The 26434-nt window shown below is 71.1% G+C and carries 21 protein-coding genes; 17 read left to right on the forward strand and 4 right to left on the reverse strand.

All coding sequences use genetic code 11. The annotated features are described in order from the left end of the window. Entirely contained in the window at positions 1-789 is a 789-nt protein-coding gene (locus J7520_RS03200; RefSeq protein WP_291183847.1) for a hypothetical protein, read from the forward strand. 57 nt (positions 790-846) lie between these two features. Here J7520_RS03200 and J7520_RS03205 read toward each other — a convergent pair whose 3' ends face one another. Together J7520_RS03205 and J7520_RS03210 are read right to left on the reverse strand one after the other, a co-directional pair. Then, on the reverse strand, positions 847-1842 hold the full coding sequence (locus J7520_RS03205) for a bile acid:sodium symporter family protein (protein ID WP_291183850.1): 996 nt from the start codon (positions 1840-1842) through the stop codon (positions 847-849). 256 nt (positions 1843-2098) lie between these two features. After that, a complete protein-coding gene (locus tag J7520_RS03210; protein WP_291183853.1) occupies positions 2099-4126 on the reverse strand; it encodes a S9 family peptidase in 2028 nt (675 codons plus the stop codon). A 96-nt stretch (positions 4127-4222) separates the two neighbouring features. On the opposite strand from J7520_RS03210, the gene J7520_RS03215 reads away from it, so the two are divergent. From J7520_RS03215 to J7520_RS03255, 9 genes are all read left to right on the forward strand, one after another. After that, positions 4223-5659 carry an MFS transporter gene (locus J7520_RS03215; RefSeq protein WP_291183855.1) on the forward strand — a complete coding sequence of 479 codons (1437 nt, stop codon included), beginning with the start codon at positions 4223-4225 and terminating at the stop codon, positions 5657-5659. 157 nt (positions 5660-5816) lie between these two features. Next, complete coding sequence (locus tag J7520_RS03220) at positions 5817-8672, forward strand: TonB-dependent receptor (RefSeq protein ID WP_291183857.1); 2856 nt, start codon at positions 5817-5819, stop codon at positions 8670-8672. A gap of 52 nt (positions 8673-8724) precedes the next feature. Next, entirely contained in the window at positions 8725-9858 is a 1134-nt protein-coding gene (locus J7520_RS03225) for a membrane dipeptidase (RefSeq protein ID WP_291183860.1), read from the forward strand. Positions 9859-9893: 35 nt separating this feature from the next. Then, positions 9894-10373, forward strand: a complete 480-nt coding sequence (locus tag J7520_RS03230) for a glutathione peroxidase (RefSeq protein ID WP_291183862.1) — start codon at positions 9894-9896, stop codon at positions 10371-10373. A 27-nt stretch (positions 10374-10400) separates the two neighbouring features. Next, complete coding sequence (locus J7520_RS03235; RefSeq protein ID WP_291183865.1) at positions 10401-10790, forward strand: hypothetical protein; 390 nt, start codon at positions 10401-10403, stop codon at positions 10788-10790. 65 nt (positions 10791-10855) lie between these two features. Then, entirely contained in the window at positions 10856-13297 is a 2442-nt protein-coding gene (locus tag J7520_RS03240; RefSeq protein ID WP_291183868.1) for a transcriptional regulator, read from the forward strand. Between the two features lie 216 nt (positions 13298-13513). Continuing rightward, positions 13514-14722, forward strand: a complete 1209-nt coding sequence (locus J7520_RS03245) for a kelch repeat-containing protein (RefSeq protein ID WP_291183870.1) — start codon at positions 13514-13516, stop codon at positions 14720-14722. Between the two features lie 70 nt (positions 14723-14792). Further along, complete coding sequence (locus J7520_RS03250; protein ID WP_291183872.1) at positions 14793-16397, forward strand: NAD(P)/FAD-dependent oxidoreductase; 1605 nt, start codon at positions 14793-14795, stop codon at positions 16395-16397. Between the two features lie 111 nt (positions 16398-16508). Beyond that, on the forward strand, positions 16509-16997 hold the full coding sequence (locus tag J7520_RS03255; protein WP_291183874.1) for a nuclear transport factor 2 family protein: 489 nt from the start codon (positions 16509-16511) through the stop codon (positions 16995-16997). A gap of 119 nt (positions 16998-17116) precedes the next feature. Here J7520_RS03255 and J7520_RS03260 read toward each other — a convergent pair whose 3' ends face one another. Both J7520_RS03260 and J7520_RS03265 read right to left on the reverse strand, forming a co-directional pair. After that, a complete protein-coding gene (locus tag J7520_RS03260; protein ID WP_291183877.1) occupies positions 17117-18574 on the reverse strand; it encodes an ATP-binding protein in 1458 nt (485 codons plus the stop codon). Next, complete coding sequence (locus J7520_RS03265) at positions 18574-19239, reverse strand: response regulator transcription factor (protein ID WP_291183880.1); 666 nt, start codon at positions 19237-19239, stop codon at positions 18574-18576. Before J7520_RS03265 ends, J7520_RS03260 begins: the two co-directional genes overlap by 1 nt. Before the next feature lie 252 nt (positions 19240-19491). On the opposite strand from J7520_RS03265, the gene J7520_RS03270 reads away from it, so the two are divergent. The 7 genes from J7520_RS03270 to J7520_RS03300 all read left to right on the forward strand — a co-directional run bounded on the left by J7520_RS03270 (position 19492) and on the right by J7520_RS03300 (position 26410). Continuing rightward, entirely contained in the window at positions 19492-20433 is a 942-nt protein-coding gene (locus J7520_RS03270) for a DUF6268 family outer membrane beta-barrel protein (RefSeq protein WP_291183882.1), read from the forward strand. A gap of 13 nt (positions 20434-20446) precedes the next feature. Further along, the gene (locus tag J7520_RS03275) at positions 20447-21109 is read left to right on the forward strand and encodes a phospholipid methyltransferase (RefSeq protein WP_291183885.1); all 663 of its coding nucleotides are present in this window, start codon (positions 20447-20449) and stop codon (positions 21107-21109) included. Next, positions 21106-21576: a 2Fe-2S iron-sulfur cluster-binding protein gene (locus J7520_RS03280; protein WP_291183888.1), complete on the forward strand. Its 471-nt coding sequence runs from the start codon at positions 21106-21108 to the stop codon at positions 21574-21576. The genes J7520_RS03275 and J7520_RS03280 overlap by 4 nt, the downstream gene beginning before the upstream one ends. 101 nt (positions 21577-21677) lie before the next feature. Then, a complete protein-coding gene (locus J7520_RS03285) occupies positions 21678-22979 on the forward strand; it encodes an MFS transporter (RefSeq protein WP_291183890.1) in 1302 nt (433 codons plus the stop codon). Positions 22980-23182: 203 nt separating this feature from the next. Continuing rightward, positions 23183-24229: a DUF3617 family protein gene (locus J7520_RS03290; protein ID WP_291183893.1), complete on the forward strand. Its 1047-nt coding sequence runs from the start codon at positions 23183-23185 to the stop codon at positions 24227-24229. A 1-nt stretch (position 24230) separates the two neighbouring features. Then, positions 24231-25061: a serine hydrolase gene (locus tag J7520_RS03295; protein WP_291183895.1), complete on the forward strand. Its 831-nt coding sequence runs from the start codon at positions 24231-24233 to the stop codon at positions 25059-25061. Next, positions 25061-26410: a tetratricopeptide repeat protein gene (locus tag J7520_RS03300; protein ID WP_291183898.1), complete on the forward strand. Its 1350-nt coding sequence runs from the start codon at positions 25061-25063 to the stop codon at positions 26408-26410. Before J7520_RS03295 ends, J7520_RS03300 begins: the two co-directional genes overlap by 1 nt. The last annotated feature ends 24 nt before the right edge of the window (positions 26411-26434 follow it).

A 26434-nucleotide genomic window follows, 5' to 3' on the forward strand; every position in this document is an offset into this window, starting at 1 on the left:
ATGAACACCGCATTCCGTCACGGCGCGCCGCGCGCGCGCCAGCCATCCGAGGGTATCTCCGTGCGCATTCGTCGTTCGATGTTGAGCGTGGCGCTGCTGGCGCTGCCGCTCGCCGCCGCTGCCGCCGTCAGCGAGAATTTCGAAGAGGTCACGCCGCCGGCCCTGCCCGACGGGTGGACCGCCGCGATCGCGACCGGCGCGGCCAGCGACCGGCCGTGGACGAGCGTGGCGGTCGGCTACGCGAACTCGCCGTCGAACGTCGCCTGGATCGACGACGTCGACGACTACGCCGACATCAGCCTCGTCTCGCCGACCTATTCGCTGCCCGCGAGCGGCACGGCGACGATCACCTTCCATCACAGCTACGGGCTGTGGGCGCCGGACCCGAGCGATCTCGACCACGGCGCCTTCAACGGCGGCGTGCTCGAAGTGTCGATCAACGGCGCGCCGTTCCAGGATCTGCTGACCGCGGGCGGCACGTTCAGCGATGGCCATTACGACGCCACGCTCGATCCGTCCTTCGACAGCCCGCTGGCGCAGCCGCCGCTGCTCGATCGGCCGGTGTGGAGCGGCCGCTCGGCGGATTTCGTCGCGACCACGGCGACGCTGCCGGCGACCGCGAACGGCGGCACGATCCAGCTCCGCTGGCGCCTCGGCACCGAAGGCGGCGGCCGCAGCCACGACACGCATTCGGGCTGGTGGATCGACGACTTCGACTGCGACCAGTGCACGCCGGCGGCCGACGACACGATCTTCAAGGACGGCTTCGACGGCCCCGGCCAGCCTTGAGGAAGCCGCCGGCCCGATCGCGCCGCCCGGCGCGATCGGGCCGGGCGGCGCCGCGGATCAGTCGCGCGGAGCGTCGCCGCGCTCGTCCAGCGACCGCCGCGCGTAGCGCTGCGCGAGCACCGCGCAGGCCATCAGCTGGATCTGGTGGAACAGCATGACCGGCAGCACCAGCATGCCGAGCGCGGGATTGCCGGCGAACAGGATCTTCGCCATCGGCACGCCGCTGGCGAGGCTCTTCTTCGAACCGCAGAACACGATCGCGATCTCGTCCGCGCGCGCGAAACCGAGACGGCGGCTGAGCAGCGTGGTCGACACCATGACGACCGCGAGCAGCACCACCACCACGGCCAGCGTGCCGAGCAGCGCGCTCGGCGGCACCTGGTGCCACAGGCCCTCGGCCACCGAGGCGCTGAAGGCGACGTAGACCACCAGCAGCACCGTGCCGCGATCGGTATAGGACAGCACCCTGCGCCAACGCTCGATCGTGCGGCCGATCCACGGCCGCAGCAGATGGCCGGCGACGAACGGCACCAGCAGCTGCAGCACGATGTCGCCGATCGCGCGCAGCGGCGAGGTGTCCGCGCCGCGCGTGGCCAGCAGCGCGGCGACCAGCAGCGGCGTGACGAACACGCCGGCGAGATTCGACAGCGACGCCGCGCACACCGCGGCCGACACGTTGCCGCGCGCGATCGCGGTGAACGCGATCGACGACTGCACGGTCGACGGCAGGCAGCACAGGTAGAGCACGCCGAGGTAGAGCGTCGGCGTGGCGAGGATCGCCGCCAGCGGCTTCAGCGCGAGCCCGAGCAGCGGGAACAGGGCGAACGTGCTCGCCAGCACCAGCAAATGCAGCTTCCAGTTGGTCAGTCCGGCGAGGATCGCTTCGCGCGGCAGGCGTGCGCCGTGCAGGAAGAACAGCAGGGCGATGCCGGCGACGGTGAGGTAATCGAACGCCACCGCGACGCGGCCTTCGCACGGCAGCAGCGCGGCCAGCGCCACGGTCGCGAACAGCGCGAGCGTGAAGCCGTCGAAGAGGGTGCGCAGGAATTTCACGAGGGTATCGGCTTGGAGAACGCTCAGGTCGGCGGCCTAGTGTGCGATCGCCTCTCCCGCTTGGGGAAAGCCGCTGTTCTTTGCCGTCGCCTCTCCCGCTCGCGGGAGAGGTCGCGCCGCAGGCGCGGGTGAGGGAAGACGCGGCGTTGCGCTCCGATTTCCCTCACCCCGACCCTCTCCCGCAAGCGGGAGAGGGAGGACGGCGAATGAGCACTCGCACGCGCGGCGAGGGCCAAGTCGGGTTCGATCCCGCCACTCACCCGCCGATCAGGTACTTCTGCCAGAACAGCATCGTCGCCGCGCGGAAGTAGTCCACGTTCGACTTCTTGCGGAAGCCGTGGCCCTCGTCCTTGAATTCGAGGAACCACACGTCGCCGCCGTTGCCGCGCACGGTCTTGACGATCTGCGCCGCTTCGCTCGCCGGCACGCGCGGATCGTTCGCGCCCTGCGCGACGAACAGCGGCTTGGTGATCGCCTTCGCGTTGGTGGTCGGCGAGATCTTCTCGAGGAAGTCCTTCATCTTCGCGTCGCGTTCGTCGCCGTACTCGGCGCGGCGCAGGTCGCGCCGGTAGCTTTCGGTGTTGTTGAGGAACGTGACGAAGTTGGAGATGCCGACGATGTCGACGCCGGCGCGCAGCCGCGCGTCGTAGCGGGTCATCGTCGCCAGCACCATGTAGCCGCCGTAGGAACCGCCGTAGACGGCCACGCGCTGCGCGTCGAGTTCGGGCTGCTTGCCGATCCAGTCGAGCAGGGCGCCGATGTCCTTGACCGAATCCTCGCGCTTGAAGCCGTTGTCCAGCTGCAGATAGCTCTTGCCGTAGCCGGACGAGCCGCGCACGTTCGGCACCAGCACGGCGACGCCGAGCTGGTCGACGAGAAACTGGATCTCGGCGCTGAACACCGGCCGCGCCTGCGCCTCGGGTCCGCCGTGGATCTGGATCACTACCGGGAGCTTCTTGCCGGCGGCCGCCTTCGGCCGATAGTAGAACGCCGGAATCGTGCGCACTTTGCCGCCGGCCTTGTCGAAGGTCGGGAAGCGCACCAGTTCGGGCGAGGCGAACGTCGACGCGTCCAGGCCGCCGACTTCGCTCTCGGTCCAGCGTTCCACCGCCGGTTCGGGGTACGGCGGTGCGTGGCGCACGCTTCCGTCCTCGGTTTTGGCGCGGCGCGAAACCGTGTTCGCCTCTGGATCGACCGTGTAGACGTCGCTCGGCGACACCGCCGAGTTCAGCGAGAAGGCGATGCGCTTTCCGTCCGGGCTGAACTCGACGCCGCCGATGACGCCCTTGGGCAGCGTCGGCAGCGGCAGCTCCTTGCGTGTCGCCGCGTCGAGCAGATGCAGCACGCCGAAGCCGTCCTCGTTGCTGACGAAGGCGACGCGCCGGCCGTCCGGCGACAGCGCGTAGTCCTCGACGTCCCAGGCGATGCCGGCGCTGAGCGGCACGACCTTGCCGGTCTTGAAGTCGTGGAAGCGCAGCGTGCTGAACTCGCTGCCCTCGTCGGAGGTGAAGTACGCGCCGCTGCCGTCCGGCGCGAAGCGGAACGCGCCGAACGAGGCCTTGCCGCCGTCGACCGGGAAGCGCGTCAGCTTGCCGCTGTCCAGATCGACCACGCCGGGGCGCACGTCGTTGATCGAGACGTACTGCTGCACCAGCAGCTTCTTGCCGTCCGGCGAGAAATCGCTGGCGTTCCAGCTGCCGCCCTCGGTCAGCACCGGCTTGGCCGCGCCGCCGTCGAGATCGAGCACCCACACGTCGGTGTCCTTGCCGTTGCGCGCGGTGCTGCTGTAGGCCAGGCGCGCGCCGTCGTGCGACCACAGCGGGCCGTCGTTGCGCGACTTGCCGTCGGTGAGCAGCCTGGTCTCGCGCGTGGCGAGGTCGAACCAGTACAGCTGCCAGAACTCCGAGCCGCCGACGTCCTTGCCGAAGACGAAGCCGTTGCGCTTCGGGTTGGGCATCGCCGCCGCGATCGGCTCGTCGTAGAAGGTCAGCTGCTCGCGCGCACCGCCCGGCGTCTTCACGCGATGCACCTGCGCGGTGTTGCCGAAGCGCGTGGTGATCAGGAGGCCCGAACCGTCGGCGATCCAGCCGCCGAGCCCGGCGCTGCGCGTGTTCGCGTAGCGCTGCAGCTGCTCGCCGAGCGCCGCCGGAATCTCCGGAACGTTCTCGCTGATGCGATTGCCGCTCTCGATGCGCGGCACGTCGGCCGCATTCGCCGCGGCGCCGGCGAGCGCGCCGGCGAGCGCGAGGGTGGTGAAGGCGAAACGGCGTCGGGCGCGTGGCATCGTGGTCTCCCGCTATCGTGGAACGGGCAAGGGTAGCGTGTCGGCGCGCCCGGACCCAGGCTTGCCTCGCGGCGCGTCCGCGGCGATCCTCCGGGCATGTCTCCGCCGACGCCTGTCGCCGCGGTGTTCGAGACGGACGTGCCGGTGCGGCTCGACCGCCTGCCGTGGTGCCGCTTCCACACGCTGGTGCTGGTCGCGCTCGGCATCACCTGGGTGCTCGACGGTCTGGAAGTGACGCTGGCCGGCGCGCTCGCCGGCGCCTTGCGCGCGAGTCCCGTACTGCGCCTGTCCGACGTCGAGATCGGGCTCGCCGCCAGTGCCTATCTCGCCGGCGCGGTGTGCGGCGCGCTGTTCTTCGGCTGGCTGACCGACCGTCTCGGCCGCAAGCGTCTGTTCGGCGTGACCCTCGGCGTGTACCTGATCGCGACGGCGCTGTCCGCGTGCGCGTTCGACTTCTGGAGCTTCGCCGCGCTGCGCTTTCTCACCGGCGCCGGCATCGGCGGCGAGTACACGGCGATCAACTCGGCGATTCAGGAGCTGATTCCGGCGCGCTATCGCGGCCGCACCGATCTCCTCGTCAACGGCAGCTATTGGATCGGCGCCGCGCTCGGCGCGCTCGGCGCCGTCGTGCTGCTCGCGCCGGGGAGGCTGCCGCCCGATCTCGGCTGGCGCGTCGCGTTCGGCCTCGGCGCCGCGCTCGGCCTGATCATCCTGTATCTGCGCCGCTTCCTGCCGGAAAGCCCGCGCTGGCTGATCGTGCACGGCCGCGTCGCCGAGGCCGAGCGCATCGTCGCGGCGATCGAGGCGGACGCGGGGCAGGCGGACTCCGCGCCGGCACCGCGCATCCGCCTGCGCGCACGCGGCGACAGCGGTCCGTTCGACGTGGTGCGTTCGCTGCTGCGCCTGTATCCGCGGCGCGCGGTGCTCGGCGTCGTGCTGATGGCGTCGCAGGCGTTCTTCTACAACGCGATCTTCTTCACCTATGCGCTGGTTCTCGGCCGCTTCTTCGGCGTGCCGGCCGACCGCGTCGGCCTCTACCTGCTGCCGTTCGCCGCCGGCAACTTCCTCGGGCCGCTGCTGCTCGGCCGCTGGTTCGACACGTTCGGGCGGCGGCCGATGATCGCCGGCACCTACGCGATCTCCGGCGCGCTGCTCGCGCTCAGCGCGTGGCTGTTCGTCGAGGGCTGGTTCGACGCGACCACGATGACGCTCGCCTGGACGATCGTGTTCTTCTTCGCCTCCGCCGCGGCCAGCTCGGCCTACCTGACCATCGGCGAGAGCTTTCCGCTCGAAGTGCGCGCGCTCGCCATCGCGCTGTTCTTCGCGCTCGGCACCGGCCTCGGCGGCGTCGCCGGACCGTGGCTGTTCGGACGGCTGATCGGCGCCGGCGATCCGGCCGCGATCGCCGGCGGCTACGTGTTCGGCGCCGCGCTGATGCTGCTCGCCGCGCTGGTCGAGCTGGTGCTCGGCGTCGCCGCCGAGCGGCGCCCGCTGGAGGAGGTCGCCGCGCCGCTGTCGCGCGCGGACGGCTGATTCCGGCGCTCGTTCGTGACGCGGCGCGCGAATTCAGCCATTGGATCGTACGAACTGTTTCCTACGACTTTCATCGGAGCTACCATGGCCGCGCTGGACGTGCCCTTCGCGGCACATGGCGTTGCGGCTGATGTCGTCCTCTGGGGGAGCCGATGCTATGAAGAACAGCCGTGCGAGATTCGCACTGGTCGCGCTGGCGTTGACGGGCGTGCCGGCGGCGGCGCAGGAGCCGCCGCAGGACACGAAGACGACCACGCTGCAGCCGATCGAAGTCGTCGGTTCGCACATCCGCCGCATCGACGTCGAGACCCGCCATCCGCTGCTCACGATCGAGCGCGCCGAACTGCTGCGCACCGGCCTGACCGACGTGGCGGACATCCTGCAGACGATCACCGCCAACGGGCAGACGCAGAACCGCAACATCAACAACGGCGGCAACGGCGAGTTGCGCGTCAACCTGCGCAGCCTCGGCAGTCACCGCACCCTGGTGCTGGTCAACGGCCAGCGCTGGGCCGGCGCGCTCGACGGCGGCGTCGACCTGACCGCGATTCCGCTCGCCCTGGTCGAGCGCGTCGAGGTGCTGAAGGACGGCGCCTCGGCCATCTACGGGTCGGACGCGATCGCCGGCGTGATCAACATCGTCACGCGGCGCGAGTTCGACGGTGCCGAGCTGGGCGCGTACTTCGGCCAGTACGACCAGGACGACGGCTTGCGCCGATCCTACGATCTGACCTTCGGCCGCGGCGGCGACGGCTGGAGCGCGGCGATCGGCCTGGAGTACGAACACTACGATCCGGTCATGGCCGGCAGCCGGCGGATCTCCGGCACGCCGCTGCCGAACCTGCCGGCGACGGCGACCGGCTCGTCGGCGACGCCGTACACGAACCTCACGCTGGAAGGCACCTACACGCCGCTGCGCCTGATCGACGGACGCAGCGGTACCTCGCCGGACGATTTCCGCCGGTTCGATTCGCGCTCGGACAACTACAACTACCAGGCCGGCACGTACATGCAGACGCCGGCGGGGCGCAAGGCGGTGTTCGCGCAGGGCCGCTACGAAATCAGCCCGAGCCTCGCCCTGGTCGCCGACCTGCTCTACAACCGCCGTACCTCCTCGCAGCAGCTGGCGGCGCCGGTCGTGCTGTTCTCGCCGTTCTCCAGCGGCCCCGAGTCGCTGCTGTCGATCTCGCCGGACAACCTCTACAACCCGTTCGGCCAGTCGGTGATCGCCGTGCAGCGCCGCCTCGTCGAAGGCGGGCCGCGCCGCTTCGAGCAGTCCGTCGACAGCAAGCGCGCGCATGTCGGCCTCGACGGCCTGTTCTCGCTGGCCGGCCGCGACGTCGCCTGGGGCGCCGACTTCACCTGGATCCGCGCCGACGAACGCTCGCTGACCGATCCGTACTTCGACAACCGCGCGCTCGCGCTCGCGATCGGGCCGTCGTTCCGCGACGCCGCCGGCGCCGCGCGCTGCGGCACGCCGGACGCGCCGATCGCCGGCTGCGTGCCGCTCGACCTGTTCGGGCCGCCCGGTTCGATCACGCCGCAGATGCTTGACTACATCCGGCGCGCCACGCACGCGAGCCGGCAGTCGGAGCTGCGCGACTTCAACCTGCACGCGAGCGGCACGCTGCTGGATCTGCCGGCCGGCGGGCTCGGCGTCGCCGCCGGCGTCGAGCATCGCAGCGACCGCGGCGAGGAGCGCATCGACCCGCTGATCCAGAGCGGCAACGCCAACGGCAGCGGCGGCGGCTCGATCGCGCCGACCCGCGGCAGCGATCGCGTCGACGAGGCCTACGTCGAATTCGACGTGCCGGTGCTGAAGGACCTACCGTTCGCGCGCAGCCTCGACGTGTCGCTGGCGTCGCGCTATTCGCGCTACTCCGAGTTCGGCAGCACCACCAATTCGCAGTTCGGGCTGCGCTGGAAGCCGTTCGACGACCTGCTCGTGCGCGGCAACTATTCGGAAGGCTTCCGCGCGCCGAGCCTGTTCGAGCTGTTCGCCGGTACGCAGGTCATCAACGGCCAGTTCTTCGACCCGTGCGCGGCGGCCAACGAACCCGGTCCCTCGGTGATCGCGCGCTGCCGCGCGCTGGGCGTTCCGCCGGGCGTGGAGGACCCGCAGGCGGTCGAGGTGACGACCGCCGGCAATCCGAAGCTGCAGCCGGAGACCGCGACGACGCGCACGCTCGGCCTGGTGTATTCGCCGCACTGGCTGGAAGGTCTCGAGACGAGCCTGGACTGGTACCGCATCCGGCTGCGCGGATCGATCCAGGAAGTCGACGCGGGCTCCGTCCTGGACGGCTGCTACCTGCACGCCGACCTGACCGCGTGCAGCCAGATCCGGCGTGCCGCCGACGGCACGCTGACCGCGATCCGGCAGATTCCGCGCAATCTTCCCGGCGGCCTGGAGACCGAGGGCTTCGACGTCGGCGCGCTGTATCGGCGGCCGACCGCGTTCGGCGACTTCACGCTGCGCTGGGAGAATTCCTACGTCACCTACTTCGGCGAGATCGGCCAGCCCGAACGCCTGCAGCGGCTCGCGGACGGCTCGCTCGCGCAGGGCAACGTGGTCGGCCAGAACTCGCTCGGCTACGGCACGGTGTGGCGCCTGCGCTCGGTGCTCGCGCTCGACTGGCAGCGCGAACGCTGGAACGTGAGCGTGGCGGCGCGGTACTTCTCCTCGATCAAGGAGGACTGCAGCGGCGTGCTCTTCTACGCACAGCGCGTCGGCGATCCGGCGCTGCGCAACCTGTGCTCCGAGCCGGACCGCATCGTCGAACAGGACGACTCGGGCATCGGCCAGCCGGCGCCGCGCAATCGCGTCGGCAGCGTGACCTTCGTCGACCTGGATCTCGGCTGGAGCGCGCCGTGGGGCGGCCGCGTGACGCTCGGCGTGCGCAATGCGCTCGATCGCGGTCCGCCGGTGTCCTATTCGGCCGGATTCCGTGGCTTCTTCGCCGACTACGACCTGCCGGGGCGATTCTGGTACGCGAGCTACCGGCAACGCTTTTGAAGACGCACGGCGCGGCGATCGTCCGCCGCGCCGGCCATCGAGGAGAACGGCGATGACGACACGACGCGAGGTACTCGCCATGGCGGCCGCAGCGGGCGCTGCAGGCCTGCTCGCGCGCTCCGGCTACGGGCGCGCGGAAGCGGCCGGGTGGAAACCGTTCCGCGACACCGTCGCGATCGACGGCGAGGGCGGGTTGTTCATGCTGCTGTCGGCCACGGACGAGGAGGACGCCAGCGACCTCGCCGCCGCGCGCGCCAGCGGTCTCAGCGGTGTCCTGCTCACGGTGGCGCCGAACTCGCGTTTCCGCTACGACGTCGAAGGATTCGAGAAGACCAAGGAACTGATCGCCAACTGCCGGCGCAAGATCGCCGCGCACCCCGATACGCTCCTGCTGGTGGAGTCCGCCGCCGATCTGGAACGCGCGCGCAGTTCGCGCCGGCTCGGCGTGATGCCGCGCTTCCAGGGCTGCGAGCCGCTCGGCGAGCACCTCGACCGCGTCAAGCTGTTCCGCGAACTCGGCGTGCGCGTGATCCAGCTGACCCAGGCCAGGCGCAACCTCGCCGCCGACGACTGCATGGAAGCCACCGACGGCGGCGTCAGCGCGTTCGGACACGCGGTGGTGGCGGAGCTGAATGCGCAGAAGATCGTCGTCGATCTCGCGCACGGCTCGCCGAACACGATCGCGCAGGCCATCCGCGCCTCGAAGGCGCCGGTGCTGATCAGCCACACCGGCTGCCGGGCGCTAGCCGACGTGCCGCGCAACACCAGCGACGAGAACCTGCGCGCGATGGCCGATCGCGGCGGCGTCGCCGGCATCGTCTTCTGGCCGTACCTGCGCACGGACCGGCAGCCGATGGCCAGCGACGTGGTCGCCCACATCGAGCACGCGATCAAGGTCTGCGGCGAGGACCACGTCGGCATCGGCACCGATTGCGCGATCGCGCCGATCGAGCGCACGCCGGAGTACGAGAAGCAGAACCGCGAGAACATCCAGGGCATGATCGAGGGCGGCTGGTTGAAGCAGAAGAATCCCGACGGGGTGCATCTGTTCATCACCGACCTGAACGTCGCCAACCGCTTCGAGCTGCTCGCCGGCATGCTCTCGGAGCGCGGCCATTCCGACGCGCGCATCGCGAAGATCCTCGGTGGCAATTTCGCGCGCGTGTTCGCGGAGGTGTGGGGGTAGTAGACTGCCGGCGTCCGCGACACGAGGGCTCCGCCGTGACCACGATCTACGATTTCAGCGCGAAGACCATCGACGGCGACGAACGCACGCTCGACGCCTATCGCGGCAAGACGATGCTGATCGTCAACGTCGCTTCCAAATGCGGCTTCACCCCGCAGTACGCCGGGCTCGAAGCCCTGTACGAGAAATTCCAGGGCCAGGGCCTGGTCGTGCTCGGCTTCCCCTGCGACCAGTTCGGCCATCAGGAACCCGGCGACGAAGCGGAGATCAGGAATTTCTGTTCGCTGAACTACGACGTGACCTTTCCGATGTTCGCCAAGATCGAGGTCAACGGCGCCGGCACGCATCCGCTGTACAAGTATCTCAAGAAGGAAGCCAAGGGCCTGCTCGGCAGCGAGTCGATCAAGTGGAACTTCACCAAGTTCCTGGTCGACAAGGACGGCAAGGTCGTGCGCCGCTACGCCCCGACCGACACGCCGGAGAGCATCGGCGGGGACCTCGCCGGCACGCTGTGAGTCCGCCCCCGACGCGATCGCCGGCCGATGATAGCGCCGCTGCTCGCCGCTCTCGGTCTCGCCGCCGGCGCGCCCGCGCCGGCGCTCAGCGTGATGTTTCCCGATCGCGACAATCCGAACTACTACTACGTCATGAGCTGCCGCGGCGCGCTCGTCGAGCGCACGCGTCTGCGTCCCGGCAGGGGCGGCGCGCCGAAGACGCGGACCGGCCGTGTCGTGTTCCGCTGCGACGGACCGATGACCACGCACGTCCGACGCAGCGAAGTCGAACCGCCGCACGATCGCGGCACCGACTGGGCCTGGCGCTTCGAGAACGACAGCGGCGTCGAGATCCTGTCCGGCCACGGCGCCGAGCGGACGCCGTCGACGCGGCGCGGACTCGACCTCTACGTGCGCGAAGGCTATCTCGATCCGTGAGCGCCGCGCGGCGAGCCGGCGCCGCGCCGTCGACAAGACCTTCCCGCTGACGCATGACGCCGCGCATGGCTTCGCTTCCCTATCGCTTCGGCGCGTTCCAGCTCGACCCCGCCACGCGCACCCTGCTGCGCGACGGCGTGGCGACGACGCTGCCGCCGAAGGCGCTGGATCTGATCGTCTACCTGATCGAGCGGCGCGACCGCGCGGTCGGCCGCGACGAGCTGATCGCGGCGGTGTGGGGGCGCGTGGACATCACCGACAACGCGCTCGGCCAGGTCGTGCTGCAGGCGCGCCGCGCACTCGACGACGGCGGCGAAGGCGGCCAGCGCAGCATCGTCACGGTGCCGCGCTTCGGCTACCGCTGGGCCGCGCCGGTGACGATCGAGGCGCCGCCGGTGAAATCGGGCGAGCCCGTCGCCGAGGTGCCGCCGCCGATCGGGACGCCCGTGGCGGACGCCGCGGCGGCCGGCGAGACGGTGTCCGCCGCGCCGGTGGCCGTCGCGGCATCCGAACCGGCGATACCGCGGCCGTCTCGGCGCTGGCTGTGGCTGCTGCTCGCCGCAGCACTGCCGCTCGGCCTCGCCGCCCTCGTGCTCGGCTGGCGCAGCCTGCAGCATCCGGCGGGTGCCGCGGCGGCGGCCGTGGTCGTGCTGCCCGTCGCGGTCGACGCGCCGCCGGACTCGGCCTGGGTGCGCCTCGGCGTCATGGACTTGGTGGCGCAGCGCTTGCGCGCCGCCGGCCAGGCGGTGGTGCCGAGCGACAACATCGTCGGCCTCGTCGCGCGCTTCACCGACGCCAACGGCGTGCTCGACGCCGATGCGCTGTCCGCCGCGGCCGGCGCCGCGCCGGTCGTCGACGCCAGCGCGCGCCAGCTCGGCGAACGCTGGCAGGTCGTGCTGCAGACGCGCGGACGCTCCGCGCGCGGCGAAGGCGACGACGCCGACGTCATCGTCGCCGCGCGCCTCGCCGCCGACCGGCTCGCGCTCGCGCTCGGCCTGCAGCCGCCCGGCGCCGACGATGCGAGCGGCAGCGACCGCCTCTTGCAGCAGGTCCGCGCGGCGATCCTGTCCGAACAGCTCGATCTCGCCCACCGCCTGCTGCTCGAAGCCGGCGCCGACGCGCGCGCGCAGCCGGAGGTGCGCTTCCGCCTGGCCGAGATCGACTTCCGCGCCGGCCGTCTCGACGAGGCGCAGCAGGCGTTGACCGCGCAGCTCGGCGACGGCGGCGCCGACGAGCCGGTGCTGCACGCGCGCATCCTCAACACGCTGGCCAACATCGCCTACCAGCGCAACCAGCCCGGCCAGGTCGAGGACTATTCCGAACAGGCGCTGCGCTGGCTCGGCGATCACGACGATCCGGAGGAGACCGGCCGCGCCCTGGTCGGCCGCGCCAGTGCGCGCACCATGCTCGACCGCTACGACGCCGCGCTGGCCGACTACGCGCAGGCGCGCATCGCCTTCACCGCGGCCGGCGACCGCCGCGCCCTGGCGCGCATCGACACCTACACGGCCCTGCTCGACATCAACCGCGACCGGCCGGCCGAGGCGCTGCCGCCGCTGCGCGACGCGGTCGAACGGCTGCGCACCTACGACGCGGTGGTCGAGGAGCTGCACGGCCGCGTCGGCATCGTCATGGCCGAGCTGGCGATGCTCGACGCCGCCGCCGCGCTGGGCCAGTGCGCGCGGCTCGACGAGCTGGCCGAACGGGTGTCCGACCCGCGCCGCCGGCACTACGCCGGCGTGGTCTGCGTCGAGGCGCTGCTCGCCAACGGCAAGCTCGGCGAGGCCGGTGCGCGCCTGCGCCGGATCCGCGAACAGGCGGCGGTGCCGGAGGCCAGTCTCGTGCACCAGTCCGAATTCCAGCTGCACCGGATGGCCGCCGAGCTCGCCTGGGCGATCGGCGACGCGCGCGGGGCGGCGGATGAGGCCGGCGTCGCGCTCGCGCTGCCGGCCGCCTACGACTCCGCCGGTGCGCGGGCGCGCACCTTGCTGCTCGCCGGTCGGGCGCAGCGCGCGCTCGGCCGTGCCGACGCGGCCGCGGAGATCGCGGCGGCGGCACGGCGCTTGGTCACCGACGCGCCCGACGAGTCCGACCCGCGCGTCTACACCGCCCTCGTCGCGGCCGAGCAGGCGCTGGCGCAGGGCGACCTCGCCGCCGCCGATGCCGCCTTCACCGAATCGGCCTGGGCCGCCGACGACAGCCGCGTGCCGGCCAACGTGCTCGCCGCCGCACAGACCCAGGCGAGCTGGCTGATCGAGCGCGGCGAGCTGGAGCGCGCCGGCATCGTCGTCGGCCGCGTCGCGCGCTGGGCCACGCGCAGCTACGAAGCGGCCCTGCTGCAGGCGCAGCTGTACCGCGCGCTCGACCAGCAACTGCCCTGGCAGGAAGCGCTGCGCCAGGCGGTCGCCCTGGCCGGCGAGCGCGTGATTCCGCCGCGTTTGCGCTCGCCGCGGCCTTCGCTACATCTGGACGACACGTCCGCAAACGCCGACCAAACGACGCACTAACGGAAATCGCATGCCCCGTGGCGCCGACGGCGCGATCGTGGCCGCCGGTCCAGGACGTGCGCGGAGCGGGAACCGCCGCCCGGGCGGCCGTCGTATCCCCCGAGCGCGACGTCCATCCTCCTCCTGCGTGGCGGTTCTTCCGCGCACCCCTGGGCCGGAACGGCCAGGGAACCGTTCCTCCAGATCTTCATACATCTTCCTTGGGAGGCCCCGTCCATGTTTCGTTTCGACATCCTCGCGCCCGTCCGTCGCGCCGCCTTGTTCGCCCTGATCGCCGCCGCCCCGGCCGCGCAGGCCGACGGCGGCTTCCTGCAAGTTGGAGACATGGCCTCCGCTCGCGCGCTGCACGGCGCGATGGCCTTGCCGAACGGGCGTGTGCTGGTGCTCGGCGGGATCGCCGACTTCGGCGCCATCGTCGGCATCGCCGAACTGTACGACCCGCTGACGATGAGCTTCGTCGGTACCAGCCTGCCGAACCGGGCGCGCATGCGGCCGACCATGGTCGGCCTGGCCGACGGCCGCGTCTTCATCTACGGCGGTCGCGACGACAGCGGCTATCTCGCCGACGCCGAGATCTACGATCCTGCCAGCGGGCAGTTCACGCCGGCGGCCAGCACGGCGGAGACGCGCTACGTCGTCAGCGCGGTGCTGCTCGCCGACGGCAAGGTCCTGCTCGCCGGCGGCTTCACCCGCGAAGCCGGCCCGCTGTCCAGCGCCGAGGTGTACGACCCGATCAGCGACCAGTACACGCCGACCGGCAGCCTCAGCGGACCGCGCGTGCAGGTCAACGCGGCCGTGCGCCTCGACGACGGCCGCGTGCTGATCGCCGGCGGCAACAACGACACCGACGGCCAGCTCGCCAGCGCCGAGCTGTACGACCCGGCCAGCGGCACCTTCTCGCTGACCGGTGCGCTGCCCGCGCCGCGCGACAATCACGACGCCATCGTGCTGCGCGACGGCCGCGTGCTGATCGTCGGCGGCGACAGCGGCATCGAGGACAACGGCTTCCCGCACTACGTCCCCGAAGCGTTGCTCTACGACCCGGCCAGCGGCCAATTCACGCCGACGGGCAGCCTCGCCCATCCGCGCGACTTCCCCGCCACCAGCCTGCTGCCGGACGGTCGCGTACTGGTCGCCGGCGGTTCGCATCTGAGCGGCAACCCCGGCACCGTGACCGTTCCCGAAGCGGAGATCTACGATCCGGCGACCGGCACCTTCAGCGAGGCCGGCTCGATGATCGTGCCGCGCGACGAACCCGTCGCGGCCAACCTGCAGGACGGCTCGGTCCTGCTCGTGGGTGGCTTCGCCTTCGCCGGCGACACCGTCGGCGACATGCCGAGCGCGGCGGTGGAGCGCTACGTGCCCGCCGTGCAGGATTCGATCTTCGAGGACGGCTTCGACGGCGCGCCTCTGCGCCGCCGCTGAGGGGAATCCCCGCGGTCGGGCAGCACGTCCCCGACCGCGCCGGCGGCGGGGTTCGTGTGACAATCGCGCGATGACGAACTACGACGCGATCCTGATCGGCGGCGGCCACAACGGCCTGGTCTGCGCGACCTATCTGGCCAAGGCCGGCCTGAAGGTGCTGGTGCTCGAGCAGCGCCAGGTCGTCGGCGGCGCGGCGGTGACCGAGGAGTTCCATCCGGGCTTCCGCAATTCGGTCGCCGCGTACACGGTCTCGCTGCTGCAGCCGACGGTGGTGCGCGACCTCGAGCTCGACAAGTACGGACTGCGCGTCGTGCTGCGCCGCGCGAACAATTTCCTGCCGCGACCGGACGGCAGCTATCTGCTCACCGGCGCCGGCCGCACGCGCGAGGAAGTGGCGAAGTTCTCGCGCAAGGACGCCGACGCGCTGCCCGAGTACGAACGCCGCCTCGACGCGATCGCCGACGTGCTGCGCGCCCTGGCGCTGGAGCCGCCGCCGAACGTCACCGACGGCGGCTGGCTGAAGGCGCTGCCGGAACTGGCGCGCGCCGGTCGCCTCGGCAAGCGCCTCGGCGCGCTCGACGCGACCTTGCGCAACGACCTGCTCGACCTGTTCACGATCTCCGCCGCCGAGTATCTCGACCGCTTCTTCGAGAGCGAGCCGATCAAGGCGGTGCTCGGCTTCGACGGCGTCGTCGGCAACTACGCCAGTCCCTACACGCCGGGCAGCGCCTACGTGCTGCTGCATCACGTGTTCGGCGAGGTGAACGGCGTCAAGGGCGCCTGGGGCCACGCGATCGGCGGCATGGGCGCGATCACCCAGGCGATGGCGCGGGCGGCGACGGCGGCGGGCGTTGAGATCCGCACCGGCTGCGGCGTGCGCGAGGTGGTGGTCGAGCGCAACGGATCGGGGCCGGGCCGCGCGGTCGGCGTGGTCACCGGCGACAGCGATACGCTGCGCGCGCGCGCGATCGTCGCCAACGTGAATCCGAAGTTGCTGTACGAGCGCCTGCTCGCGCCGGCGGCGGTACCGGCGCCGACGCGCGAGCGCATGGCGAACTGGCGCTGCGGCTCGGGCACGTTCCGCATGAACGTCGCGCTGTCGACGTTGCCGAGCTTCTCCTGCCTGCCCGGCGAGGGCGATCACCTGACCGCCGGCATCATCCTCGCGCCGAGCCTGGACTACATGGACCGCGCCTACCTCGACGCGCGCGCGCACGGCTGGTCGCGCGAGCCGATCGTCGAGATGCTGATTCCCTCCACGCTGGACGATTCGCTCGCGCCGCCCGGAAGCCACGTCGCCAGCCTGTTCTGCCAGCACGTCGCGCCGGTGCTGCCGAACGGCGCGAGCTGGGACGCGCATCGCGAGGAAGTCGCCGACCTGATGGTCGACACGGTCGATCGCTACGCGCCCGGCTTCAAGGCGTCCGTGCTCGGCCGGCAGATCAAGTCGCCGTTCGACCTCGAACGCGATTTCGGCCTGATCGGCGGCGACATTTTCCACGGCGCGCTGTCGCTCAATCAGCTCTTCAGCGCGCGGCCGATGCTCGGCCAGGCGAACTACCGCGGCGCGCTGCCGGGTCTGTACCTGTGCGGTGCCGGCACGCATCCCGGCGGCGGCGTCACCGGCGCGCCGGGACACAACGCGGCGAAGGTGATCGCGCGCGACCTGCGTTGAGTCGCGGCAACGGTATCGCGCAAAAGCGGTCACCCGCCGGGCGGGCGGAAGCGGAAATACTGGGCGGATTGCCCAGTTCGCCGTTGCGGCGACCGACGAAGGAGTTCCGTCATGCCGACGTTTCCGTTCCGCTTGATTCTTCCCATTGCCCTGTTCCCCGCCGTCGTGCTGCTCGCCGCATGCACCGCCGCCTCGCCGCGTCCGTCGAAAGCCGAGGCCGAGCGCGAAGTGGCGGCGGCCGAGCGCGCGTTCGCACAGACCATGGCGCAGCGCGATCTCGCCGCCTTCACCCGCTCGCTCGCCGACGAGGCGATCTTCTTCGGCGATTCGGGGCCCCTGCGCGGCAAGGCTGCCGTCGCCGAGGGTTGGGCGCCGTACTTCAAAGGCGCGACGGCGCCGTTTTCGTGGGAGCCGGAGCGGGTGGAAGTGCTGGAGTCGGGCACGCTCGCGCTCAGTACCGGTCCGGTGCGCACACCGGACGGGAAGATCGTCGGAGTCTTCAATTCGATCTGGCGTCGCGAGGCGCCGGGCACGTGGCGCGTCGTGTTCGATAAGGGCGGCGAAGTGTGCGGCGCCGGCAAGCGCGGCGACGGCGGCTAGGACGATCGAGGCGAGCGGCAACGGCGCGTGCGTTCGCCGCCCCGATCGGCGCGTTCCGCCTCCGCGCCACGGCGATTGAGACGACGCCGAGGACTTGCGCCCGGGCGCGTCGCGATTCTTCAGGACGTCTCGGCGATCGGATCGAGACAACCTGCGCTCGCCGCCAGTGCCGGCGCGCGCAGGCACGCATCGGCGAGTGCGATAGGAGCGGCGGGCAGCAGCGGAAACGACACCGTGATGCCGAAGCCGCGCCCGTCGAGGCCGTCGCCGGTGACGATCGCGGCGCCGTGCGCGGCGGCGATGCGCGCGACCAGCGAAAGCCCCAATCCGCTGCCGCGCTGGTGGTTGCCGGTGACGCGGAAGAAACGATCGAAGATGCGCTCGCGATCGGCCGCGGCGACGCCGGGCCCGTCGTCGAGCACCTGCAGCTGCGCGCACCCGCCGGCGGGCAGGCAGCGCACGGCGATGCGTCCGCCGCACGGCGTGTAGCGCACCGCGTTGTCGACCAGGTTGCCGATCAGGATGCCGAGGTCGTCGACGTTGCCGAGGATCGCGCATGGCTCCGCGTCGAGCGCGATCGACTGGCGCTTGTGCGCGGCGATCGCGTCGAGCTCGTGGGTGACGACGGCGACGATGTCGGCGAGCTCGATCGTCGTCCGCTCGGCGCTGCGCTCGGCGTCGAGGCGCGCCGAGTCGAGCAGTTGCTGCGACAGGCGCGCACTGCGTTCGGCACTCTGCACCAGCTGCCGCAGCGGCACCTGCGCCTCTTCCGGCGTCTTCGACCGCTGCGCCACCTGAGCATGGGTCAGCAGCGCCGCGAGCGGCGTGCGCAGCTCGTGCGCGGCCTCGGAAAGGAACTGTCGCTCGTTGCGCACCGCACGGTCGAGTCGGGCGAGCAGCTGGTTGAACGAGTCGATCAGCGGGCGTATCTCGTCGGGCAGCGCGCCGCCGCGCAGCGGCGCGAGATCGAGCGGATCGCGGACGGCGATCGTCCGCCGCAACGCGACCACCGGCCGCAGCGAGGTGTGGATCACCCGTCGCATCGCGAAGCCGAGCACGAGCAGCATCAGCAGCGAGACGCCGAGGCCGAACAGCACCCATTCCCTGAACTCCTTGGCCAGTTCGCCGACCGGCTTGGCCACCTGCACCTGCACGTCGCCGTCCGTGTTCGACAGTGCGTAGACGCGCCATTCCTCGCCGTCGATGGTCCGCTGCGCGTAGCCGTCGACGAGGTCGGGCTTCAGCGGCGCCGCCGGCGCGCTGGGCGAACGCACCACCATGTCGCGGCGCGGCTTGATCCAGAGCTGGAAGATGAAGCGGCCCTTGAGGGAGTGGCCGTGGCGATCGGCGCCCGACGGCGGGTTTTCGCGAGGACGCAGGTTGGCCGCGCCGGAGAGTTCGCGCACGTCGCCCGGCATCGACTGCAGGACTTCGCTGCCGATGTCGGCGAGCAGGCGGTCGCGCAGGCCCGACTGATCGCGCTTGAAGGCGAAGGCGAGGCAGGCGAGGGAGACCGCCCAGGCGGCGACGAAGGCCGCGAGCAGCATGACGAACAGGCGTGATCGCAGCGATCGCATCACGATTCCTCCCCGAGGCGGTAGCCGTAGCCGTGCACGGTGGCGATCAGCTCGTCGCCGAGCTTGCGCCGCAGCTGGTGCACGTAGACCGCGATGGTGTTGCTTTCGATCGCGCCCGAGCCGCCGTACACCAGATCTTCCAGGCGGTCGCGCGCGATCGCCTGGCCCTGGCGTTCGATCAGGGCGAGCAGCGTACGGTACTCGTGCGCACCCAGGCGCACGGGTTCGCCGTTGCGTGTGACGTGGCGCCGCGCGGGATCGACCACGATGCCTTTGTAGCGCAGCAGCGGCGCGACGCGGCCCTGGCTGCGTCGCAGCACGGCGCGCAGGCGCGCCAGCAGCTCGTCGATCGGGAACGGCTTGACCAGGTAGTCGTCGGCGCCGGCGTCCAGGCCGCGGATGCGATCGCCGAGCTGGTCGCGCGCGGTGATGATCAGCACCGGCGTCGCGTCGTAGCGCTCGCGCATCGCCGCCAGCACGCCGAGGCCGGAGCCGTGCGGCAGTCCGAGGTCGAGCAGCACCGCGCCGTAGGCGTGATCGACGACGGCGATGCGCGCGGCCGCGGCGTCGGCGGCGTGGTCGACCTGCCAGCCGTCCTGGCGCAGCGCGGCGGCGATCGCGTCGGCGAGCAGGGGATCGTCTTCGACCAGCAGGATGGTTTGCACGGGACCTTGGGAGAACGGCGCGGCCTGGACGGCGCACTGTGCTCGATTCGCGTTTAAAGAATTCTTAAATCCGGCCGGACAGACTCGCCGCCGAAACACGCTTCCGCTTCGCCGGACAGTTCGCCCCCAGCACGGGCGGGAGCCGGTACGGCCGAAAGGTTCCTCGCCGTGCCGCTTCCCGCCCGCCGCTGTGTCCACATGTGGACAGTGTGCATCCGGCGCGTCGAATCCGCTCAACCGAGGAAAGCCCGAATGAACATCCGCATCCGGCATCGCCGCCGATACGCCGGCGCTCGTGTCGGTACGCTCGCCGTCGTGCTGTTCGCCGCCGCGCTGCCGGCTTCCCCGTCGCGAGCGGCCGAGCCCGGGCCCGACGACTGGAACGGGAGCCTGTCCGGCGGCGCCCTGTTCCAGCCGCAGGCCGATCTGGACGACGGCGGCAAGGTCGGGCGCTCGTCCGCCGCGCTGGCGGTATCCGCGCAGCGCCGGTTCGGCGCGGGTTTGAGCATCGGCGGCAGCCTGCGCTACGAATACGAGAAATGGGATTTCGACCAGCCCGCGGCGTTCGGCGGCGGTGCGCCGTGGAAGAACGTCCGGCGCCTCGGCGTCGCCGTGCAGGTCCGCTCGCGCCTGAACGACCGCTGGGATCTGATCGTCGCGCCGATGGCGCAGTACGCCGGCGAGCAGGACGCGAAATCCTCCGACGCGCTGCGCTACGGCAGCGCATTCGCGGTCGCGCGCCAGTTCGGTCCGGACCTGCGGGCCGGCTTCGGCGTGGTCGTCCTGCACGACATCGAGAAGAACCGCGTGCTGCCGTATCTGGACGTCTCCTGGAAGATCGACGAGCACTGGCGCCTGGGCAGCGCGAAAGCCGCCATGCCGACCAGCCTCGGCGCGCTCGAACTGGTCTATCGGCGCGATCCGCGCTGGAGCCTCGGCCTCGGCGCCGGCTTCGGCGACAACCGCTTCCGCCTCGACGAGCACGGGCCGATGGCGGGCGGGGTGGTCGAGTCGAAATCGACGCCGCTGTACGCGCACCTGTCGTTCCGTCCCGATCCGGCGCTGAGCCTCGACGCCTATCTCGGCGCGACGTTCCGCAACGAGCTGCGCATCGAGCGCAAGGGCCTGCGTGACGTCACGCAGAAGTACGACGCTGCGCCGATCGTCGGTTTCTCGGCGAGCTTCTCGCCGTGAGGTCCGTCGCAGGATGAACGCCTGGCTGGAAACGCGCGGCGAAATGGCGCGCCGCGACCGTTCGCTGTTCCTCCGCTCGTGGCTGCGCGACCCGCTGCGCATCGGCAGCGCGTGGCCGTCGGGGCGCGCGCTGGCGCAACGGGTCGCGCGGCACGTCGGCGCCGTCGACGCGCCGGTCGTCGAGCTCGGCGCCGGCACCGGCGCGATCACGCGCGCCCTGTTGCGGAGCGGCGTGCCGGAACATCGCCTGGCCTTGATCGAAGCCGATCCGCACTTCGCGCGCGCGTTGCTGTTCCGCTTTCCGCAGGCGCGCGTGCTGCACATGGACGCTGCCGCGATCGGCGAGGTCGGCCCGTTCTTCGGCCGCGTGCGCGCCGGCGCCTTCGTCAGCGCGGTGCCGCCGACATCGCTGTCGACGCGGCGCCTGTACGCGCTGCTCGCCAGCGCCTTCCGCCATCACCTGCGCAGTGACGGCGTGTTCTACCAGTTCACCTGTCTGCCGCGCTGCCCGGTGCCGTCGCGCCTGCTGGCGCGGCTCGGCCTGTGCGCCGAACGCGTCGGCTGGGTCGGCGCGAACCTGCCGCCGGTGGCGGTGTATCGCCTGCAGCGCAGCGGCAAGCCGCCCAGCCCGGCCGCGGCGCGGCGGCTCGGCCAATTCGAAGGAGCCGAACGATGATCCGATTGAACGTGAACGGGCAGATCCATGCGATCGACGTGGAGTCGCATACGCCTCTGTTGCGCGTGCTGCGCGAACGGCTGGGCCTGGACGGCGCGAAGCCGCGCTGCACCGACGCGAGCTGCAGCGCCTGCATCGTGCAGGTGGACGGACGCGCGCAGCGCGCCTGCGCGATCGACGTGGCCGAGCTGGTCGGTGCGCGGATCGTCACGGTCGAAGGGCTGGCGGCGAGCGAAGGTCTGGCGGCTGGCGAGCTGCACGCCGTGCAGAAGACCTGGATCGACGAACGCGTGCCGCCGTGCTCCTGCCAGTCCGGTCTGATCGTGGCGGCGGCGGCGCTGCTGCAGCACAACGCGTCCCCGAGCGAAGCGGAGGTCGACGCCGCGCTCGGCGCCTGCCGCTGCGCGGCGTATCCGTGCGCGCGCCGCGCAGTGCTGTCGCTGGCCGAGCGGGTCAACGCCTGGTGATCGGATGCCGGCGCTTTCCCGCACGGGCGGCGGGCGCGACAAGTCGAGGCGAAACTCGGTAAGGTTCGCGGCTGGCCACCGCCGCTGCGACGAACGCCTTCATGTCCGAATCGACTACTGTCCTGCCCGCGTCGGCGGCGCCGACGAACTCCGCCGGCCGCGTGCTGTTCGCGAGCCTGATCGGCACGACGATCGAGTTCTTCGACTTCTACATCTACGCCACCGCAGCGGTGCTGGTGTTCCCGAAGCTGTTCTTCCCGGCGTCCGACCCGACCTCGGCCCTGCTGTCCTCGTTCGCCACCTTCGCGCTCGCGTTCTTCGCGCGCCCGATCGGCTCGGCGCTGTTCGGCCACTACGGCGACCGCGTCGGGCGCAAGGCGACCCTGGTCGCCGCGCTGCTGACGATGGGATTGTCGACGGTGGTGATCGGCCTCCTGCCGACCTACGAATCGATCGGCCTGCTGGCGCCGCTGCTGCTGATGCTGTGCCGCGTCGGCCAGGGCCTCGGCCTCGGCGGCGAATGGGGCGGCGCGGTGCTGCTGGCGACCGAGAACGCGCCGCCCGGCAAACGTGCGTGGTACGGCATGTTTCCGCAGCTCGGGGCGCCGATCGGATTTCTCTGTTCGAGCGGCGTGTTCCTGCTGCTGACCGATTTCCTCGACGACGCGCAGTTCTTCGCCTGGGGGTGGCGCATTCCGTTCCTGGCCAGCGCGCTGCTGGTCGGCGTCGGGCTGTACGTGCGTCTGAAGCTGACCGAGACGCCGGCCTTCCTGCGCGCGATCGAGAACGAGGAGCGCGTACGTCTGCCGATCGCGACGGTCTGTACGCAGCATTGGCGGCCGCTCGCAATCGGCACCTTCGCCGCACTGGCGACCTTCGTGCTGTTCTATCTGATGACGGTGTTCGCGCTGTCCTGGGGTACCAGCGCGCTGCACTATCCGCGCAAGGATTTTCTGTTGTTGCAGATGGTCGCGATGCTCGCGTTCGCGATCGGAATTCCGCTCTCGGCGGTATTCGCCGACCGCCGCGGGCGGCGCGCGATGCTGCTGATCGCGACGTGCGCGATCTTCGCGTTCGGCCCGTTGTTCGCACAGATGTTCGTGGCCGGCGAGCCGGCCCGGGTCACCGCGTTTCTCGCGCTCGGCTTGTTCCTGATGGGGCTGACCTACGGTCCGCTCGGTACCGCGCTGGCGGAACTGTTCCCGACCGCGGTGCGCTACACCGGCGCCTCGCTGGCCTTCAACCTGGCCGGCATCCTCGGCGCTTCGCTGGCGCCGTATGCGGCGACCTGGCTCGCCGCGCGCCATGGTGTGCAGGCGGTCGGCTGGTATCTCAGTGCGGCGGCGCTGCTCACCGCCGCGGCATTGCTCGCGATGCGCCGAACGCCGGAGCCTTCGACCTAGCGATCCGCATCATGGAGATCTGACGGCCGCGCCACTTGCCTGCGGCCGCGCAGCGCGTCACACGGGAAGTCCGTCGGCGACGATCAGGTCGTGCCTCGAGCCATCGGGCGGTGCGCAGATGCGGCTTTACGCATTGGGATTTCCCCCGCGCTTCTGCGTAGAAGCTGGGGCCCGGCGCCTTCCGCGCCGCACGGAGCCGTCCCATGAATCCGTTCCGCCCGCATCGCGTCGTCGCCGCCGCGCTGTTTTGCACGGCCATCTCCGCCGCGGCCGCGCCCGACAGCGGCGACCGATATCGCGTCACCACCCAGATGAAGATGGCCGGCATGTCGATGCCGGGCAAGCCGGTCGACGTCTGCACCGCCCGCGCCAACCCGGTCAGCGAGCAGGCGATTCCGAAGGACAAGGATTGCGAGGTGCAGAACTTCCGCATCGACGGCAGCAAGGCCTCGTACCACATCGTGTGCACCGGCAAGAACGCGATGAGCGGCGACGGTGAGATGGAGACGCTGCCCGACGGCTATCGCGGCAGCATGAAGGCGCAGGTGCAGGGCCAGTCGATCACGATGAGCTACGAAGGCAAGCGCATCGGCGGCTGCGACTACGCGACCGAATCGCCGGAGGCGATGGGCAAGGCGATGACGGCGCAGGCCTGCGAAGCGCAGCTGGGTTCGCCCGTGTCGTATTCGATGTATGTCGGCCCGAAGGCGGCTTGTCCGACCTACAAGGCGAAGTTCTGCGCGAACGTCAATCGCACCGCGGAGCAAGCCGTCGATCCGGCTCGCTTCGCCGAAACTGACCGTACGCTCGGCGCGGCCATCTGGCCGGCGATCGAAGGCTGCGGCGGTTCGCGTACGGCGATCCTGGCCAAGGCGTGCGGCCGCGCGGAATCGGGCGGCGATCTGGATTTCGTCGGCGACTACTGTCCCGACCTCGCGCCGCGCCACTGCGCCGATGCCGATCCGAACCGCAGCGGCCGCTTCCTCGTGCGCCACTGTGGCGATCGCGCGCGTGCGCTGGCCGCACAGCAGTGCGAAGGGCGCGGCTACACGGCGATGCAGTCCTCGCCGTATCGCGGTTTCTGCCACAGCTACGCGGCCGAACGCCTGCGCGAGCGCAATGCCGGCACGCAAGGGCAGCCTGCGAACGATGCAAGCGCGACAGCGCCGGCCGCGCACGACGCGCCGGCGAAGAAGCCGTCGCTCGGCGACCGCTTCAAGGCGCTCAAGGATCGCCTCGGCGGCGGCTGAGATGCGCCGCATCGTCGTCGTGCTCGCGTTGCTCGCCTGCGCCTGCGCGCATGCACAGGCGCAGGGGGATCGCGCACCGGTCGACGCCTATCCCGACGTCGCTGCGGCGTACTGGGTCGAGCTCGACGGTCGACCGCTATGGGCCGGACGTGCCGATGCGCGCCTGCCGATGGCCAGCCTGGCCAAGCTGATGACCGCATTGGTTGCGGTCGAGCAGGGCGGCCTCGATGCGTGGGCCGAGGTCTCCGTCGCCGCGGCGGCGGAGACCGGCACGCGCATCGGCCTGCGTCGTGGCGAGCGCGTCGCTCGGCGCGACCTGCTGCTCGCTGCGATGGTGCGTTCGGCCAACGATGCCTGCCGCGCGCTCGCCGACGCCGTCGGCGCCGTGATCGACGCGCGCGATCCGACCGGTGCGTTCGTCGCGCGCATGAACATGCGCGCCGCCACGCTCGGCATGACGAACACTCACTACGCCAACCCCTGCGGTCACGACGATGCCGCGCAGTACGCCAGCGCGCGCGACCTCGCCGTACTGGCGCGCGCGGTACTGGCCGAGCCGTCGCTCGCCGACGCCGCGCAGCGGCGCGAGCTGCGCTTCGCGACCCGGGCGGGACGCGTGCTGTCCGCGCGCACGACGAACGCGCTGCTCGACGGTCTCGCCGGCGCACGCGGCCTCAAGACCGGCACCACGACCGCCGCCGGTCGCTGCCTCGTCGCCGTCGTCGATCGCGACGGGCATCGCGTGCTGGCCGTGCTGCTGCACGCGCCGGAGCGCTGGTGGGACAGCGTCGGGCTCGTCGAGCTGGCGTTCGAGGCGTCGAACGAGCGCTGATGCGCACCTCGCACGCGATCGCGATCCTTCTCCTCGCCGTACTGCTCGCCTATGCGAACGCGTTCGGCGCGGCGTACCAGTTCGACGATTTCGCCGCGATCCTCGCCAACCCGGCGACGCAAAGCCTCGCCGGCTGGTGGCAGGCGCTGCCCGGCATCCGCCCGCTGCTGAAACTGAGCTATGCGCTGACGGCCGAACTCGGCGGCGGCACGATCGCGGTGCACGCGACCAACATCGCGATCCACGCGGCCAACGCGTGTCTGCTGTGGGCGCTGTGGCGGCGCTGGCTGCCGCGGCTGGCGCCGACGCTCGAACGCGTCGATCTGGCGGCCTTGCTCGGCGCCTTGCTGTTCGCGCTGCATCCCGCGGCGACCGAGGCCATCACGTACGCGAGCGGGCGCTCGATCTCGCTCGCGGCCGCACTCGGACTCGCCGCGTTACTTGCCGACGACGTCGCACGTGCGCAGTCGTCGCACCGCGTGCTGGCCTGGGTTGGTCCCGCACTGTTCGCCCTTGCACTGGCCGTGCGCGAAACCGCGCTGGTGATTCCGGCGATACCGCTGCTGCGCGCGTGGGCGTGCGGAGAATCGCTGCGCGTCGAGCTTCGGCGATCGCACCGCTACGCGTATGTGCTGATCGCGGCTGCGCTCGCCGCCATCGTGACGCCGGGCTATCACGTGTTCTTCGGCGTCAGCTTCGCGACGCGCGATCTCGCCGCGCAGGCGATGAGTCAGGTGCTCGCGCACGGCTATCTGATCTCCCATCCGCTGATCGGTCGCACCAATGTCGATCCCGATCTGCGCGTGCCGGCGGCGTGGTCGCCGACGCTGAGCGCGTGCGCGTTGCTGCTCGGTGCGCTCGTCGCAGCGATGCTGCTCGCGCGTCGTCGCCGGCCGTGGCTGGCATTCGCGATCGGCTGGTACTTCCTGCAGCTCGCACCGGCCAATTCGCTGCTGCCGCGGCTCGATCTCGCCAACGATCGCCATCTCTATCTCGCCCTGGCGGGGCCCGCGCTGGCGCTGGCGTGCGTGCTCGTGCGTCTACGGGCGCGCAGGCTCGCCGGCGCGGCGGCGGCACTCGCGCTGTGCACGACGCTCGCGCTCGCGACGCTTCATCGCAACGCCGACTATCGCAGCGAGACGGCGTTGTGGCGGGCGACCGTGCGCGACTCGCCGCACAAGTCGCGCGCATGGCTCAATCTCGGCTATGCCCATCGCCTCGACGGCGACCTCGTGGAGGCGGCGGCGGCCTATCGCTGTGCATTGCTGCTCGACCCGGCGAACGCGCAAGCCGCCGTCGACCTGGATCTCGTCGCGCCGAACGACCGCCTGCCTGGGACATGTCCGTGAGAGGATCGAACGCGACGACATCGT

It is taken from the genome of Dokdonella sp., assembly GCF_017744955.1.
In the GTDB taxonomy this organism is placed as follows: Bacteria; Pseudomonadota; Gammaproteobacteria; order Xanthomonadales; family Rhodanobacteraceae; genus Dokdonella_A.